14 protein-coding genes are annotated in these 17,521 nt (G+C 30.4%); 2 read left to right on the forward strand and 12 right to left on the reverse strand.

All coding sequences use genetic code 11. The features are described 5' to 3' along the window. Nucleotides 1-6: 6 nt before the first annotated feature. The 6 genes from OCU55_RS12005 to OCU55_RS12030 all read right to left on the reverse strand — a co-directional run bounded on the left by OCU55_RS12005 (nt 7) and on the right by OCU55_RS12030 (nt 7,423). Nucleotides 7-1,959, reverse strand: a complete 1,953-nt coding sequence (locus tag OCU55_RS12005; RefSeq protein ID WP_261852547.1) for a V-type ATP synthase subunit I — start codon at nt 1,957-1,959, stop codon at nt 7-9. Beyond that, nucleotides 1,946-2,272, reverse strand: coding sequence for an ATPase (locus tag OCU55_RS12010; protein WP_261852548.1), 327 nt, complete (start codon nt 2,270-2,272; stop codon nt 1,946-1,948). Before OCU55_RS12010 ends, OCU55_RS12005 begins: the two co-directional genes overlap by 14 nt. Before the next feature lie 446 nt (nt 2,273-2,718). Next, the gene (locus OCU55_RS12015; protein WP_261852549.1) at nt 2,719-4,398 is read right to left on the reverse strand and encodes a B12-binding domain-containing radical SAM protein; all 1,680 of its coding nucleotides are present in this window, start codon (nt 4,396-4,398) and stop codon (nt 2,719-2,721) included. After that, entirely contained in the window at nt 4,355-4,903 is a 549-nt protein-coding gene (locus tag OCU55_RS12020) for a hypothetical protein (protein WP_261852550.1), read from the reverse strand. Before OCU55_RS12020 ends, OCU55_RS12015 begins: the two co-directional genes overlap by 44 nt. A 124-nt stretch (nt 4,904-5,027) precedes the next feature. Next, nucleotides 5,028-5,753 (reverse strand): zinc dependent phospholipase C family protein, encoded by a 726-nt coding sequence (locus tag OCU55_RS12025; RefSeq protein ID WP_261852551.1) that lies wholly within the window; start codon nt 5,751-5,753, stop codon nt 5,028-5,030. A 395-nt stretch (nt 5,754-6,148) separates the two neighbouring features. Then, entirely contained in the window at nt 6,149-7,423 is a 1,275-nt protein-coding gene (locus tag OCU55_RS12030) for a PQQ-dependent sugar dehydrogenase family protein (protein WP_261852552.1), read from the reverse strand. Nucleotides 7,424-7,550: 127 nt separating this feature from the next. Between OCU55_RS12030 and spoVB the strand changes: the two genes are divergently transcribed. Continuing rightward, nucleotides 7,551-9,047, forward strand: a complete 1,497-nt coding sequence (gene spoVB, locus OCU55_RS12035; RefSeq protein WP_261852553.1) for a stage V sporulation protein B — start codon at nt 7,551-7,553, stop codon at nt 9,045-9,047. Nucleotides 9,048-9,305: 258 nt separating this feature from the next. Here spoVB and OCU55_RS12040 read toward each other — a convergent pair whose 3' ends face one another. From OCU55_RS12040 to OCU55_RS12065, 6 genes are all read right to left on the reverse strand, one after another. Continuing rightward, on the reverse strand, nt 9,306-10,916 hold the full coding sequence (locus tag OCU55_RS12040; protein ID WP_261852554.1) for a putative polysaccharide biosynthesis protein: 1,611 nt from the start codon (nt 10,914-10,916) through the stop codon (nt 9,306-9,308). Nucleotides 10,917-10,929: 13 nt separating this feature from the next. Then, nucleotides 10,930-11,895, reverse strand: coding sequence for an RluA family pseudouridine synthase (locus OCU55_RS12045; protein WP_261852555.1), 966 nt, complete (start codon nt 11,893-11,895; stop codon nt 10,930-10,932). 52 nt (nt 11,896-11,947) lie between these two features. Next, nucleotides 11,948-13,138: a M20 metallopeptidase family protein gene (locus OCU55_RS12050; RefSeq protein ID WP_261852556.1), complete on the reverse strand. Its 1,191-nt coding sequence runs from the start codon at nt 13,136-13,138 to the stop codon at nt 11,948-11,950. 12 nt (nt 13,139-13,150) lie between these two features. Then, complete coding sequence (locus tag OCU55_RS12055) at nt 13,151-15,145, reverse strand: cell division protein FtsA (protein WP_261852557.1); 1,995 nt, start codon at nt 15,143-15,145, stop codon at nt 13,151-13,153. A 365-nt stretch (nt 15,146-15,510) separates the two neighbouring features. After that, entirely contained in the window at nt 15,511-15,987 is a 477-nt protein-coding gene (locus OCU55_RS12060) for a hypothetical protein (RefSeq protein WP_261852558.1), read from the reverse strand. A gap of 128 nt (nt 15,988-16,115) precedes the next feature. Next, nucleotides 16,116-16,592: a hypothetical protein gene (locus OCU55_RS12065; protein WP_261852559.1), complete on the reverse strand. Its 477-nt coding sequence runs from the start codon at nt 16,590-16,592 to the stop codon at nt 16,116-16,118. Between the two features lie 596 nt (nt 16,593-17,188). Between OCU55_RS12065 and OCU55_RS12070 the strand changes: the two genes are divergently transcribed. After that, a complete protein-coding gene (locus OCU55_RS12070) occupies nt 17,189-17,383 on the forward strand; it encodes a hypothetical protein (protein ID WP_261852560.1) in 195 nt (64 codons plus the stop codon). Nucleotides 17,384-17,521 lie beyond the last annotated feature (138 nt).

Here is a 17,521-nt window from a genome sequence, read left to right on the forward strand (position 1 = left end):
CTCCTATTATTTCGTAATTTTTATATATTTATCTGAAAGCTTATATGGAGTGAACTTCTTGCCTCCGCCTTCATAAAATTTACTGAAAAACTCAAGATACTGAAGTCTTGCAGCATGAACATATGACCCAAGTGCATTAATCAGTAAATTAAAAGTGTGTAACCCTATAAATAGAAAAGGTGCAGCAATATATTTAAATGGTGCAGGGAACAAACTTATTATAAGATTTAAAGCATTTGCTATAAATCCTGTCGCTAGCCCTAATGCCAATAATCTTGAGTAAGAAACTATATCCCCTAAGTAACCAGTTATTCCATATACTCCATATATACCCCAGCCTATTTTCCCTCCAATTGTCGGAGCGGTTCTACCTTGAGTTACTACCAAACCTACTAGACCTACTACTAGCATTATTATTCCTAGCTTTCCACCTATGGATAATATAGCTAAGAAAGCTCCAATAAGAGTAACATACCAAGTAAGGACATCATATATAGCATCTTTTATGTTTCCTGCTTTTATAAGCATATAACCTTTTATTCCAAGACCAATAAATATGTGAATAACTCCAAAACCCAAGGAAAGGATAAATATCTTGGATATATCCCCTGTACTATCAAGTAATTTTGGTGGAACTATTCCAAAGTAACTCGGTAAATCACCAAACCACCCTCCGTAAATTGCTCCCCATATAACTGTTGATATTCCTGCAAACAAAAACATCTTATAGCTTTTCCTTTTTTCCTTATCTTTTGATTTATATAAGGCAAAAGCTGCAGCTGCTATTATAACTAATCCATATCCAGCATCAGAAAGCATCATTCCAAAGAATATAAAGTAAAATATTGATAAAATAGGGGTGGGATCTATCTCCGAATACTTAGGCAGGCTATACATTTCAATCACGCCTTCAAAGGAAGATGTAAAGCCATTATTTCTAAGCTTTATTGGAACTTCTTCCACTTCCTCTTCTTTTACCTCCTCAAATTCAATAAAATATTTCTCCCCTACAGTTTCTTCAATTACTTTTATAAGCTCATTATTATTCTCTACTAAATTCCATCCACACATTGCTATAACACTTTTAGTTTTTAAAAAATTATTAGAAGCTTCAAGCCTCGTCACTAAATTAGTGAAATATTCATACACCTCTATGAGTTTATCCCTATCAGCTTCATACTTTTCTATAGAAGCTTTTAAAGATTTTTTTTCTTCTTTAATCTTAGATATTCTAGAAGCATTTTCATCAATACAATGATGAGGTGGCATATCTATATCCACCTCAAACGAAGTGAATCCATATCCTTTTAGTATTTCGTCAGCATTTTTAAGTTCACTATTATGAACTACTATCAATAAGTACAAGTCCTGATTGTCTTTATTTATAATTTCTATATATGAGTACTTTAATTCTCTTTCTAAATCAGCTAGCACACTACTCTCATACTGCTTAGCTACTGTTCCAAGAACTGCGGTGCAATATTTAAATTTCACAAGTTCTGATGTAGAAACATCTAAGTTTCTCCACCCACTTAACTCTGAAATCTCACCCTCTATTTTTGTTATTTCATTATTCAATTCATTTAAAGTTCGTTCTTTTAATTTGAGTTCTTCATATACTTGATTCCAATTGTTACTTTTTATATTTTCCTCTAAATCCCTTAAGGAAATTTCTTTCTTATCATCTAGCATTGAAAGCATTGATTTTTTTTCAGGAAAAAACTCATTAATAAAATCTAGAGAAAATTTAATCTTCATAAGATTATCTTCATAAATTGAATATTTTTCTCCTACCTCATCCTTCCAAAGCTCCTTTTTGTCATCATCTTCATTTAAATCATCAACCTCTTGAAGATTAATGAATTGAACACCTTGGAATCTCTGAAGTGCGCTTAAAAGTTTCTCTTTCTCTGATTCAAAAGAGAGTAGGGTAAATTTATTCATTTTAACTATTGCCATGAATATTCACAATCCTCTCAATTATTAATTTTACTGCACTTCCTCTTTTGTTCTGATCTAAGTTATTTATTATGTTTATTTCATTAATCCCACTTAAGGAAATTGGTTCTGAATCTTTTAACGCTTCAGCAGCTGCCTTTTCTATGGCTTTCTTAGCCTCTAACTTGCTCTGTTTTATTATTTCATTATATTGTTCTTGCCCAGAAATCATCGCATTATTAATCATTTCTTTACTTATAAGATTGGCGCTCTTTATAATATCTTCAGCCTTAGTTTCAGCATTCTTTATTTCATTCACTATTTCTATAGCCAAAATATCACCCCTTTTCCATAAACCAAATTATACCTTAGTGCTTTATACAGTATTAAATAACGCTTTTAATATAGATTGTACCATCATTTAAGTTATTTTTCAACCGTTATTTGTTTATGTGTTACATCGTATATATTACTGTTTGCACTATAAATTTATTATTATTCTTTGCAATATATAGAATTCCAAACAAGCTCTATTTATCAAGCCAAATACCATTAATGGTTAAAATGATTTTTCATATATCCTCAAGTCATATAAACAGATGTATATTTATCTGTAGCTGAGATCTTTCACTGCAATTTATGTAAATCTCTACGAGTTTTGAAACTAGATTTAAAATCACATAATGATAAAAAATAGATACCCAACCATTAATAACTTAATCTTATGATTGGATATCCATGTAAAATTACAAACTTTCAGATTATATTTAATTTTATTTTTTATAGCATATTACTTATAAGCTTTATATCATCTTCATTATCTAAATCAAACAATAGATAATTTTGCGACATCAGTAATTTATCTGATTCTATATACTGCATGATATCTAAATTGAATTTTTCTATATGAGATCTCTTAAAATCATAAAGGTCTTTTAATTTTTCCTTTATAATTCTTTCTTCTTCCTTGGTTATATCTCTATTTAGAAATTCAGGTAACCACTTCTTTTTGTTATATTTTAAATAATCATATTTTATTATGTCTTTCAATTCTTCAGTATTTTCGCCATTAAACTTATAATTATTAAAATCTACAAAAACTCTATAGTATTCTGTATTTCCTATATTTATATTGAAATATCCTCTTTCATGGAAATAACTTCCCATTGCATAATAAAAGTCAAAAGGAGTTTCAAACTTACTCAAAAAGTATTTTAATACAGTGTTAAACTTTTGAGAATTATAATATTTATCAACAATTTCCTCTACCTTCTTCAATTCTAAAAGTTCTTCGTAGCTTATATCTTTTGATCTTAGTATTTCATAGGGAGCATACGGAGCATAAACAATCCCCCACTTCTCAGCTTCATCTCTCATTGAAGATCCTTTAAGAAGCTTTAAAAACCCAAGTTGTATTTCATCCGGTCTTATTGAGTGAACATCATTGAAGGACTTTTTAAAGGAATTAAAATCTTCACCTGGAAGTCCAGCAATCAAATCAAGATGCTGCTTAACATTATGTTCCTTAGCTATTCCTATTACTTTATCCTTTATTGTTTCAAATCCAACATACCTATTAATATTATTTAGCACTTCATTATTAGTAGTTTGTACTCCAACTTCTAATTGAATTCTTCCCTTAGGGGCTTTATTTAGAAGTTCTATTTCATCATCTCTTAAAAGATCTGCTGAAATCTCGAAATGGAAGGTGGTTTGAGTATCTTGTTCTATTAAGAATTCCCATATTTCCTTAACAAAATCATGGTTACAATTGAAGGTTCTATCAACGAATTTAACTAATCGTACCTTCTCGTCAATAAAAAACTTTAATTCTTTTTTTACTCTTTCTATATCTAAAAACCTAACTCCGTTAGCAGTTGAGGATAAGCAGTATTTGCATTTAAAAGGACATCCTCTTGATGCTTCATAATAAACTATCTTATTATGTATTTCTTTATCTCCCTCTTTATAAGGAAAACTTAAATCATTCATATCCATCTGAGGTCTTAATCCATTAAATATCACTTTTTCTTCACTTTTATAGTAAAGACCCCTAATTGAACCTATATCTCTCAAACCCAGTTTGTATTCTACAAATTCTTTAAAGCTTTCTTCCCCCTCACCAGATATGACGTACTCACCATTACAAGCTTTTAGAAAATTTTCACTATCATATGAAACTTCTGGTCCACCATATAATATTTCTATATTTTTATCTACTAATTTTATAAGATCTGCAAGCTTATTTATATACTCCATATTCCAAATATAACAAGAAAATGCTACTACATCGGCTTTTTCTAATATGATTTGTTCTAGTATTATTTCTATCCTATCATTGATGCTAAATTCTCTAATCTTACACTCGCATGGCAAATCCTCAGTATATGCTTTCAAATACCTTATAGCTAAATTGCTATGAATGTATTTTGAATTTACTCCTGTTAATAATATTTTCATCACTTGTTCTTTCCCTTCTTTTTGCTTTTACAAAGTAAATTTTATCATAAAAATCAACTTTTTCTATTTCAAAATAACTTTCTGTAGCTTTTTTTATAATTTCTACATTAAATTGATTAATTGGATTTATATCTCTATACCTAAATTCTTTTGTTTTGTCTCCAGGAAGTAAAACCTTAATATTAGAGTTTACTACTTCTTTGGATTTCTTATCATAATCCCATATATAGAGATATCCGTCATCTTTAATGAGATTCCATATATGTTTTATTATCTCACGTCTTCCGCCATTACTCCATATCTTTCCCATAGTAAAAAAAAGTACTGCTCCGTCATAAAATATTGCTTCTTTTTCACTTAAAATCTCTTTGTCATCAAAATAGTCCACAGAAATCTCGTCTTCCATATTTTTTTTCAAATTATATATTATCCCGTAGTTCTCTTTTCCTATATCCAATAAATCACCATCAAGGCTTATTTCTCTCATATCTAAAATATATTCCATAAAATTACTCCTCTGTAAATATTATCTTGCACACTATTACCTATTCTACATAAAAAAAAGAATTCCTCTATACTATGGAATTCTTTTTCAACTCAATGATTCTATTTTTTAACTTATATTTAATTTACAAATCTTTTTCCTTATCATACCTTAAAATAACATTATCGTAATAATATAAAAGATATCCAGCTGTAGTGATTTGAGCTTCCTTCAGTATTTCACTAGTAACTCTAAAATACCTTTTCTCTGTATCTTCAATATTTAAATATTTATTATGAACTTCATTCGCAAATCTTGCATTGTTCTTAATAAATTCTTCTACACTATTATATTTTTTAGTACCATTGCTTACTCCAAAATTATGGTGTTTAAACAACCTATCAATAATCCAAAGTTCAAATTTTCTATGACTTTTTAAAAGTCTGTTATTAACATGGTGTGGGACAGTCATATCTTGAATTAAGTGTGCAGATGCACCAAGAAAAAACAGTCCTTTATGTTCTTCTCCGTCTTTAATTAAATCTATTGATTTATCATAATATTTTTGACATTCTACAAGGGCATTAGAAAAACCATATAAGCCTTTCTCCAATTCATAATGAAAAAAATGATTAGTACTTTTAAAATCTTGATCCGCCCAGGTTACTCCATCATTTAACTGTTTTAAATGTTTCTTATAAAACATGTATGCATCTTCATAGCCATCATTTTTTAATATTTCTATTGCTTGTATATTTATATATTTATGAACCACACAGTGGGTTTTTATTGCTACTTTCTTAATAGGGTTTACAGCTACCATTACTCTACGGGCCATTCTCCCATAGGTTTTTTCCATACGCTTCTTCATAAATCTCTCCTCGTTTCCACAGATGTACCACTTCAATCCGAAAACTATTTTCAGACTTCCTCTGGCTTCAGAGAGGTAGCTTTGAAAATTTAAGTTTTAGGCTATGTTTAAGAATATTGTTGAAATTGATTGGTTATACAGGAGATGCTATATGAGTGAGCAACTAGAATTAAATGATTTTTTCATATGTAGTGACGTTAAAAAACTGTACTGTTCGAACGTAGTGAGTTTACAGTTTTAGCCATGGAATATGACAAAATCATATTAATTCTTTGCGTAAGCTCATTAAAGCGTCGGATGATTAACCAATCAATTTCAACACGGTGCTTTAACAGCGCCAAGTTTTAAAACCAAGTTGTACATCCATATACATAAAAATCAACTTTAAGTTATATCTATGATTTCTTAATTTTCATTAGAATTATAACCATTACTAATATTATTACACAAAGAGAAAAAAACATTATATCTCTATAGCCATTTACTAAACTTTTCTCTTCTTTTTTTATCTCATACATTATTCCATTTCTTTTATCCAGTATATATATTGATTGTTTGACCAACTTTATATCGTTCAATTCTATATTATCATTGAACTTCAATATTTTTTTGCTTAGTCCGTTTTTATCCAAATTATAAAGGGTAGTTTCATTTTTATCATAAAAAAACATAGAATCTTTTTCTTTTATAGCTCCTGTACTATCTACTACTAACCCATAAATTGAACCAGCATCACTATGAACATAAAACGGAGCTGGAGGGTTTAGCATAGGCAACTTGCTTAAAAGCATTTTTACTGATTTACCATTTTCATCAGTAAATTTAGGAGAATTTAATGGATCACCACCGCTGTAATCTGGCCATCCATACCATATATCTTTTTTTAATTCATAAATATAATCAGTATCTCCTAGTACTGCTCTTGGTCCATTATTTTCAAATCCCCCAACTATAGCCATTAGAGAGCCCGAGGAATTATAATCCCACCCTTCAACATTTCTAATCCCATATGAGAATAACTGACTTTTTTTACTTTTTATATCATAGCTTATAACACATGCATTACCTAGCGCACTTCTTTTTATCACTTGTCCATTTTTAGTTTTAATTCCATAACTAGAGAAACTTCCCGTATTATCTTGGTCGTAGTTAATCCCTCTCAAAGTAAGCTCTATAGGTGAAGTATCTTGAATAGACTTATTATCATTAACTATCCCTGAATTAGTTGCAGCACTTATTGAAATAAATATAGTATTATCCCGTGCTATAATACTATATTTCCCTATACCATTATTCCTTGGAAGATCACTTATTAAAATATCTTTACTCTTACTTTCAAGATCATAACCAATAAGTTTATTATCGCTTATATAATACAACTTATCATCTTCATAAATTATTGATGAAATTTTCAAATCTTTGTCTTTTATTATTTTTTCACTTTTCCCATCTTTCTTAATTAGTTCTATTCCATTATCAGTTCCTAAGTAAAAATTATTCAAACTATCATAGGTAAAGCAGTTAACATCTTTTAAACCCTTAAATTTTATGGATACATCAATCTCTCTATCTACACATGTAATATCTGCTTTCATTACATTATTAAAGATAAGAGCCGCTCCTATAAGGGACAGAATTATAGTAAAAGCAATTACTATTATTTTCTTCATATCTTCCTCCATTATCCAAGCTCCTATGCTAAATATATTTTTACTTAGTACAAATAATGATAACCAATGAATATTTGTCCACTTTTTTGAATAATTTTTATTATTGAGGCTTAGAGGAGTGATTATATTGGAGCAAAATAGTTTTTATAAAAATTCTATTCTTTTAACTGCAGCTAACCTAACAACTGGAATGTTAGGATTTATATTTTCCATTTATCTTTCAAAGGTATTAGGACCAGAAGGAATGGGACTTTACGGTTTAGTTATGCCTATATACAATTTATTTATCTGCTTAATGACTGCAGGGGTGGTTGCTGCTATTTCAAAAGTTTCAGCAGTATATTCATCTAAAAATGATTACGGCAATCTATTTAAGACAATACGAACTGTTGCAATGTTTAACTTAATTTGGGCAACTATAATAGGAGTGCTAGTATTTTTAGCAGCACCTGCTATAGGTGGTTATTGGGTTAAGGATGCTAGAACTATAAATGCAATTCAGATAACATGCCCAGCTATGATTTTCATTGCGTTGTCTAACATATTAAAAGGATATTTTTATGGCAGTTCAAAGATAGTTATGCCTGCCTTCATAGACATCTTAGAAAAGGGAATAAGAATTTTTGTAATAGCTCTTTTAATTTATTTTTTCAGAGTAAAATCTCTTTCTTCTTTGGTTACAGTAGCCTATATATCCTTATGCATTGGTGAATTCCAAAGCTTAGCTTTATTATTTATATATTACAAAGCTATCACCAGAAAAATACCTGTAATGCCATCGAAAAAAGAAGGACGAGCTCAGTTACTATTTGATGTTTTAGTAGTATCTGTTCCACTTTGTATTACTGGATTCTTAACAAGTATATTTTATACCATGTCAGCATTAGTTGTACCAAGGAGACTTGTACAAGCAGGTTTTGAATATAGCACTGCACTATCTATGATAGGAAAATATGGCGGAATGGCTTTAACCATAGTAACTTTCCCCTTAATTATAATACAATCATTAAACACTTTATTAATACCTGATTTATCTCAATCCATGAACAAAAAAGACTATTATTCTGCTACTCGTAGAATAAGACAAGTTATAAGATTAGTGTTTCTGCTTGGAATATGTACTACAATCGTATGTACCTTAATACCAACCTCCTTAGGTCAGATGTTCTTTCAAAGAAATGACTTAGGTACCTATATAAAAATAGCAGGATTTTGTACACCTATTTCTTTTACTGCTGCCACTATGTTTGGAATCTTAAATGGACTCAGTAAACAAACTGCTATCTTAAGAAACTCTATAATTACTGAAATAATTGAACTAATATGTTTATATATACTTACAGGTATTCCATCTATCAATGTTTATGGCTATGCAATAACAGCCTTCATAGTATCAACCTTAAGCTTGATATTAAATCTATATGAAGTTAATAAAGTTATTGATATAAATATATCTTTTGGAGAAGTGATTATATATATTTTAATCGGTATTTTAACTTTCTATCTTCTAACAGTTTTAATGCCTTTTTTATCAGCACTAAATCTAATAATAAGAAATATAGTTCTTATAATTTCCTGTTTCTCATTTTTTATATTTGTTTCTCTAAAATTGAAACTAGAGTAATTTAATATTTATATGTTTGGCGCTATTAAAGCACCGTGTTGAAATTGATTGGTTAATCATCCGACGTTTCACCGAGCTTACGCAAATAATTAATGCCGATAGGACGTACCTCTATATGTTATTTAACAAAGGCAAAACTTCCAGAACAATATTGAATGTAATCTTAAATTACATTCAAAAAAAACACTAAAGAATCCATAGAAAATTACGATAAGTAAAGGGATGAGGTTTTCCTCATCCCTTTACTTATTTATAAATCTATCTAAGACGTCTTTTTAAAAATCTTGGCAATAATTTAGATACTTTTGGCGACATAGAATTCATCTCAGCTTTTGTTATGCCTCCTATAGATATCATCGTATATAGATATACAATCCCACCAAATACGATGGCAATAAATAAAATCAGTGAGTTTACCATTCTACCTTCACCTAAATAAGTATTCATTATTCCGAATACAGATATCTTTAGAACAAATATAACCGCAGTCATCGCAAGAGAACTTAATATAGGCTTAGATGCTACCTTAAGCAAAGAAAACTTAAACTTAAGAGTTTTACACATCTTTCTATGGTTTAATATCATAGGTACAAAGAAGCATAGGATTCCACCTACCACTGCACCTTTGACATTAATGTCTCTGTATCCTATCAGAATATAGTTAGATGCTATCTTTAGAACTATACCTACACATAAAGAACCAACTACAAAATAAAACTTATTTACTGCTTGTAGAATCGTATTTTGTATTTGAACTATAGCCATAAATATAACAACTACTGATCCATATACCATAAGCTCATATCCAGTAGTCTTACCAAAGAGCACCTTATATATCTCCGAACTCAAAATAGCTAGTCCAAACGCCGCTGGTATTGCTATATCATAGCTTATCCTTATTGCAAACAATATACTTTCCTTCATGCTCTTCTTATCCTTAGCTATTAATGCTCTAACTATAGCTGGCATTACCGCTGTAGCTAATGCAGTTATTATAGTTAAAGGAACATATAAAAGAGTTTTATAATATCCCAAAATTCCATATAGAACATTACCTTCATCTTTTGTAAATCCCGCATGTGCTAGCCTTGCAGTAACATTAAACATATCAACCAAAGCCCCAAAATTTTGAAGTCCTGCGCTTAGTGCTATTGGAAAGCCATAGGTTACTAGTTTCTTTATTATTGTTTTTGTTCTTATTCTCTTTATATCTTTATCTTTATTAACTACTTGCTTATCGATTCTTTCAACTGCTGCTATGTATATTAGATAAACTATTGCTATAAAAGCTCCTAAAGAGGTTCCGACAGTTCCTCCTGCACTTCCTTTTTCAACACCGTACTTTATGAAAATAAATGCAAATAATAAACTTGCAGCCACATTCATAAACTGCTCTACCACTTGAGACACAGCTAATGGTCCCATAAGTCTTCTTCCTTGGAAATACCCTCTGTAGGCACATAAAACTGAGGTTAACGCTATAGCAGGTGCTAAAGTTATAAGTCCTATATATATGTCTGGATTATCACTTTTTTGAGCTATAAACTTAGCACTGGCTATAAGTACAAGTGTAATTCCAGTTCCAAACAGAAGTAATAATGTTCTTGCTAATCTAAAGGTTCTCTGAGCATCTCTATGATTTTCAACTGCTGAAAGCTCAGATATATATTTTGCTATTGCTGTCTGCATCCCAAGATTTAAAACAGCATAAAGAAAGGTAAAGACCTCATAAGTCTTTTGATATATACCATAACCTCCAGTTCCAATTATCCCTTGGAGCAAAGGTACATATAGCAAAGACAAAAGCTTTGCTAATATGCCTGCTAATGAAAGTATGGCAAATCCTTTACTGGTTGATTGCTCTTTCATAATATACCCCTAACTAAATAACAAATTTAAATACGTCCTTTTTCACCTTTTTAAACATAGGAGGAAGACCTTCAGCTACAGTTTTATTATTTAGATAGCTGAACTTTTCTGGTACATCCCTAAATATAACCTTATATGCATATAAAAATTGATAATTAAGTCCAAATTTGTTTTCAAAGAAATTATTTAGCTTTTTGTCACCGTATTTAGGATCACCTATAATAGGGTTATTCAAATGTGCTAAATGGGCTCTTAGTTGATGACTTCTACCTGTAATTAGTTCCAATTCTATAAGTGAATATGCACCATTGCTTTGAATAGTCTTAACATCCATTGCTATTTCCTTAGTATCTGGAACATATTTGTCATATACTGTAGCAGTGTTATTTTCATCATCCTTAGATATATATGCTTCATATTTACCATCTCTAATTCTACCTCTAACTAGAGCAGTATAGTACTTCTGTATTTTTCTTTCTCTTATCATTTCATTAAGAAGCTTTAAAGATTCAAAGTTCTTTCCAAAGAACACTATTCCAGAGGTATTTCTGTCCAGTCTATTACATGGAGCTGGTGTAAATGTAAGCTCTTTTTCTGGAGTATAATCTCCCTTTTTATGAAGATATGATAAAACATAATCTGTAAGAGTAGGATCTCCATCTTTTTTATCAGAATGCACCAATACTCCTGGCCATTTTTCAACCAAAACCATATTTTCATCTTCATAAGTTATTTTTAAAGACTTAGGATCTACTAACTGGAACTTTTCAGTCTTATCCTTTTTTGAATCTATATATTTTATCTCTATTAAATCACCAACTTGTAGTGAATACTTCTCCTTCTCCTTTTTTCCATTAACTTTAACATCGCCTTTTCTTAGTGCTCTAAATATAGCACTTAGTGGAACATCTTTTAAAAGCTTTCTAAGAAATTTATCCAATCTTTGACCTGCTTCATTTGTTCCTATTTCTATTCTCACATAATCAACTCCTAATTAAGTTTCTTCCATTGTTTAGCTTAATATTAATTCATTATCTTGTCAAATAATTAAATACTGACTGACATTGAACAGCCACTCCAACAGATAAGCACTGTTCATCTATATCAAATTTGGCATTATGAATAGGTGCTGTAATTCCCTTTTCAACATTTCCTGCTCCAAGCATAAAGAATGCTGCTGGTCTTTCATTTGCAAAGTAAGCAAAACTTTCCACCCACATTCTTGGAAGCTGCTGCAACTGAACATTTTCTTCGCCTATGGCTTCTTTTGCAGAAGTTCTCACAAGCTCTACCATGTCATCATCATTGTATAAACATGGATAACTCTCTTCAATATCTATTTCATAGCTTCCTCTCATGGCAGTACATATGCCCTTCACAATCTCTTCCAATCTAACTTTTGTATTTTCTCTATCTTCAGAAGACATAGTTCTTATTATCCCCTTTAACTCAACCTCATCAGGAATAATATTTTGTGCTGTTCCTCCCTGAATACTACCTATGGTAAGTACTGCTGGATTAAAAGGAGTTATTTCTCTGCTCACTATTGTCTGAAGCGCTAATACAACCTGTGCTGCAATAACTACAGGATCAACAGCATTATTAGGTGCTGCTCCATGACCACCTTTTCCTTTTATCTTTATGGTAAATGGATTTGATGCTGCATTTACCACTCCATTTTTAATCATTATATTTCCAGCTTCTAGATCTTCTGTTACATGAAGTCCAAGTACTGCATCCACCTTAGGATCTTCTAAAACTCCTTCTGCTATCATAACTCTTGAACCGCCTGTAGTTTCTTCTGCTGGTTCAAACAGAAGCTTTACCTTTCCTTTTAAAAGATGCTTATTTTTATTTAAAAGCTTAGCTGCTCCCAGTAATATTGTGGTGTGAGCATCATGCCCACAAGCATGCATTTTTCCTGGAACCTTAGAACTATATTCACAACTCTTTTTATCTTGAATAGGAAGTGCATCCATATCACCTCTTAGTGCAATAGTTTTACCTTCCTCTGCCCCAATTGCAGTACCTTCTATTATGCCGCATACACCTGTTCCTGCATAAGATTTATAAGGTATTCCTTCTTTGTCTAAAAATTCCTTTACTTTATTTGAAGTTCTAAAAACTTCAAAATCTAATTCAGGATTTTCATGAAAATCTCTTCTTAGTGATATTAACTCATCATTTATTGATAAAGCTTCCTTAAAAAAGTCCACTTTCATATATTTGCCCCCTTAATCCCAAAATACTTCTATTTTATCACCTTCGTTTAACTTATCTGTATAAGCTGCACTATATCCATTTAACAGAAGATTAAGTCTGCCTTTTACAGCTGTCAAGTCAAACTCAATATAATTGAATATATCTACAAAAACATATTCCCTCTTACCTTTGAGTTCCTTCGGTTCACCATTTGCAAACACCTTAATTGTTATTCCTAAATCTTTTGGTTTATCATGTTGTTCAGTAGTAGAATTAATATTAGTTTTTTCTTCTACTATACATATTCTATCACCATTTTTTATTTCGTATGCCTCGTTTTGCAATTCACCATTTACATTTAAATTTATTTCATCAGCTAAGTTTAATATGTATTTTTTAATTCCTTTTAAAGTTCTTGGATATGTAATCTTTACTTCATCATTATTTTTAATAATAGAATCAATGCTTACCTTATCTCCATTTATCTGTATTATAGGTTCTACTGTAATAAGCTTATCATTGAAATAACATGTTATATCTTCTAAATCAGTTAAATAATCTATAATCTTAGGAGCTGCATCTTTACCTTCTTGTGCATACTCAATGGTTATCTTATCACCATCTACAATTAAATCTTCTAATGTTGCATCTTCACCATTTAATTTTATTTTTGCATTAGTTCCGAGCTGTCCAAAGGCCATTCTTTTAGAACCGTTTATTGTAAATCTTATATTTTTGCCGTTTTTGCCCATTAAGATCTTAGGATTTATATCTGCATGAAGTAAAACATCCATTACGTTATGCTTATGAGAGTTAAATAAACTTATCAACGTATCATTTAAAGAAACATCAATGAAATTATGCCCTAGACTTTTAATTGATAATAAGGCTATACCGAGCACTGTGACTCCTGAACTTCCTGGTGTCAAATCGGTACATACACAATCAGTTACAGCATCACGTCCCTTTATACCAATCCTTTGTATAGGTATATTTAGCTTTTCACTGATTAATTCCTTTAAATATGGAGTATGTGCTCCACCTCCGACTAAAAATACAGCACTTGGTGCCTTAGAACCATTTAAATCAATTATTTTTCTTGAAACTTCTTCTGCTATTTTTTGAACAATAGGCTCAGCTAACTTATTTATTTCTTCACTGCTTACACTGTTTTCAAAGCCAATAATATCTGTATAAGCTACCTGTTCCTTTTCAGTCGCCTCTTTTTTCATTCTTTCCGCTGTATTAAAATCCACAAGATATGCTTGAGCGATAGCTTCTGTAACCTCATCACCTGCTTGAGGAACCATTCCATAAGCAGTTACACTTTCTTTATTACAGATAGCTATATCTGATGTTCCAGCTCCTACATCCACTAGTGCAATATTGAGAAGTCTTAAGTTTTTAGGAACTACCGCTTCCATAGCTGCAATAGGTTCTAGCGTCATATTTACAACATTTAAACTTACCTTATTCATAACAGAATAAAGACTGTCCACTACAGACCTAGGTAAGAAAGTTGAAATTACCTCTACAGCTACATTCTCCCCCTTATGTCCTAAAAGATTCGAAATAACATAGCCATTTAAATAATAATTTTTCACACTATAGCCTACGCAGTATAACTTGCCATCAGTTGTCTTATTTATTTCTTCCTCAGCCTTTAATACTGCCGTCATCTCAAGGCTTCTTAGAGTGTCTTTTGTTATCTCTTCATCATTTAAATCCATTTCCCCTTTACTTTCTACTGTTCTGAGGAATCTACCAGCAGCTGCAATAGCAACTTCTTTTAGTTTGAAACCAAGTTCTTCTTCTAGTTCTCTCTTTACTTGACTAACCCCTGCTGCTACTAAATTTATATCGTGAATCTGTCCATCCACCATGGCTCTTTCATCATGTTCTAAGAATCTTTCGCATACAACATGAAACTTTTTATCCTTAACTATCCCCACTGTTGCTTTAATAGTTCTTGTCCCAATATCTAAAGAAAATATGACATCCTGTTCAACAATATTATCTATAATCATATTGACCCCTCTTACGTTAAAATCTAAAGGCTCACATTCTACTGAACATGAGCCTATACTTAATTAAAATTATATTATAAATTTGTCAACTGAACAACGCTTACTTTTGCTGATTAATAGTAAAGTTTGTTGAAAGTGGCATTTTTAAAGTGTATTATGCTAATTATTTATTTTATGGAAGCTATTAAAGCATCATGTTGAAATTAAGTGGTTAGTCATCCAATGCTCTTTAGGTGAATAATTCTATAGTTAAACTTATATTTTTAGGTTTAGAGTTATTCATCCTTAATGTGCTTACACAAAGAATTAATTTCAACAACATTCTTAAATATAGTCATTTTATAAAAAGCAAATCCCCCTATATTCTATCCACCAGCGAATTGATTCCCTACTGATTTTTGTATCATATCCTTAATTTCTTTATTTTCTCCTACATAAAGTACGATTATACTTCCACTTTTATAAATATGAGGAATAGATACCCAATCAACAAATGCATTTCCTACAATAGCGCCATCACTTCTTATTGTCTTTACATCCGCTGCCATCTGATCACTATTTTTATACTCATATACATTAACAAATTCTTCATTTATATTTATTGCTGTCGCTTCACCTTTTAAAAACGTATTGCTACCTTTTGTTATAGCTTTGATTTTAATCCCGGCTTTCTCTAAGTGTTCGATAAATTCCTTGCAACTTTCAGCTTTAAGTTCTACTATAGTCTTTTTTTCAATTAAAGCTTTATCGATTGAATTGTTAGCTATAGGCTTTTCTATAAAACCTATAAGTAATAGCACTGCAACTGCAAATATACTTACAGGAATTATTCCCTTCCTCACAGACATGCCCCCCCTCAAATTTAAATTATCTAATTCTTACTAAGTTTTTAAAACTATAAATATTAAAAATAAATAGTAAAAAGTACTTTAGTTACGCTAAATTCAGAGATAACAATGATTGTATGCTATTACCAAAGAAAATTATGCTCTTTCAACTTAGCTTTCTTACCACCATACCAATACCCAGTAAAACAGGATAATAAACCTAACGGAGATGTTATTACCATTAAAATAGGTATATCTATACTCAATCTAACTGATTCAAGAAAAATGTATCTAAATCCATATAGTGGACCTCCATACCATATATAGAAAGGAAACAACACTGCCTGAATCAATTCATTATTAGCAAAAGCCAAAATAGCTATAGCAGAAATGATGTTTATTCCCCAATACACTACTATAAATTTTATATATTTCTTTTGTTGAACTTTTCCAAAGTGAAAACTAAATAGTAACCATGCTAATAGAAAGATTATTGAAATAGAAAGATTGAAACTACTATAGCTGTAGCCTTTATAAAATTCTGCCCACTGAAAATATAAGGCAAGATATGTTATTACAGATGTAAATAGACTTATAATTGCTATTCGCTTTTTACTCAATAAAATCACCTCAACAGTTTGATTTGCTTAACTGATAAATCTAGTGATATGAATGTACCACTTCGTAATATATACGAATATAAAAATTTAAAAGTTCGCCTTCATAACACTTAATTTCAGAAAATCCTTTAAACATAGCTAAAATAGATACCAGTAAACATTATTGCTAGATGTTTACTGGTATTTTATGAGATGTGAAAGAAACTAGAGCTATAAGCAAAGATATTACTATAATAAAAGCCTTCTATCATGTATTAAATAAATGTTGTTACTGCTAACGGACAAGCTATAAAATAACAACATTTATTTAATACATAAGCTAATAGTATAAATTATATACACATACTAGTTCAAATTTATAAGATATGGATGTACCACTTCGTAATAAAATATATTATTTTTAAATTCTCTCACCAGAAGCCGTGAGAGTTTTAAAAATTGGACAATAAGGTAAAAAATAAGGTTGCAATCTCCAATTAAATATATATTTCTTGGAGCTAATTGGTTGTAAATGATATAATTACAAGTAATTAACTATAGATAAGAAAAACTATAGATTAGAACTATTATATAATTTGAAAATGGAGGAAGCAGTATTGGAGAAGTTTGTTAATCTTATAATTCAATCAGTTGCATATTTTGGAATTGTTTTATTGATATTTTTTATTTCAAGAAAGCTTGGCATTAATTCAGATTCATCTATATGGTCATTGGCGATTGGTTCAACTATTGGTTGGATTATAGTGCAAGGAATATCTACAATCAAAAAGAAAAAGAAGTATAATAAATAGTTGCTGTATTTCGCCATGTTCTTATAAATAAAAAAGAATAATTACTTAAAACATCGCATTACTCAAAAAGAATACTGAGGTGTTCTTACGTTTCAATACAAAAATATTTTAATTATAATAAAACAGGCAACCTTCTGT

Origin of the sequence: Clostridium folliculivorans (assembly GCF_024341905.1) — a bacterium.
In the GTDB taxonomy this organism is placed as follows: Bacteria; Bacillota; Clostridia; order Clostridiales; family Clostridiaceae; genus Clostridium_AR; species Clostridium_AR folliculivorans.

Excerpts from the sequence above, each read along its gene's own strand:
- OCU55_RS12005 (WP_261852547.1), bottom strand. The coding sequence starts at position 1,959 with ATGGCAATAGTTAAAATGAATAAATTTACCCTACTCTCTTTTGAATCA.
- OCU55_RS12015 (WP_261852549.1), bottom strand. The coding sequence starts at position 4,398 with ATGAAAATATTATTAACAGGAGTAAATTCAAAATACATTCATAGCAAT.
- OCU55_RS12020 (WP_261852550.1), bottom strand. The coding sequence starts at position 4,903 with ATGGAATATATTTTAGATATGAGAGAAATAAGCCTTGATGGTGATTTA.
- OCU55_RS12025 (WP_261852551.1), bottom strand. The coding sequence starts at position 5,753 with ATGAAGAAGCGTATGGAAAAAACCTATGGGAGAATGGCCCGTAGAGTA.
- OCU55_RS12030 (WP_261852552.1), bottom strand. The coding sequence starts at position 7,423 with ATGAAGAAAATAATAGTAATTGCTTTTACTATAATTCTGTCCCTTATA.
- OCU55_RS12040 (WP_261852554.1), bottom strand. The coding sequence starts at position 10,916 with ATGAAAGAGCAATCAACCAGTAAAGGATTTGCCATACTTTCATTAGCA.
- OCU55_RS12050 (WP_261852556.1), bottom strand. The coding sequence starts at position 13,138 with ATGAAAGTGGACTTTTTTAAGGAAGCTTTATCAATAAATGATGAGTTA.
- OCU55_RS12055 (WP_261852557.1), bottom strand. The coding sequence starts at position 15,145 with ATGATTATAGATAATATTGTTGAACAGGATGTCATATTTTCTTTAGAT.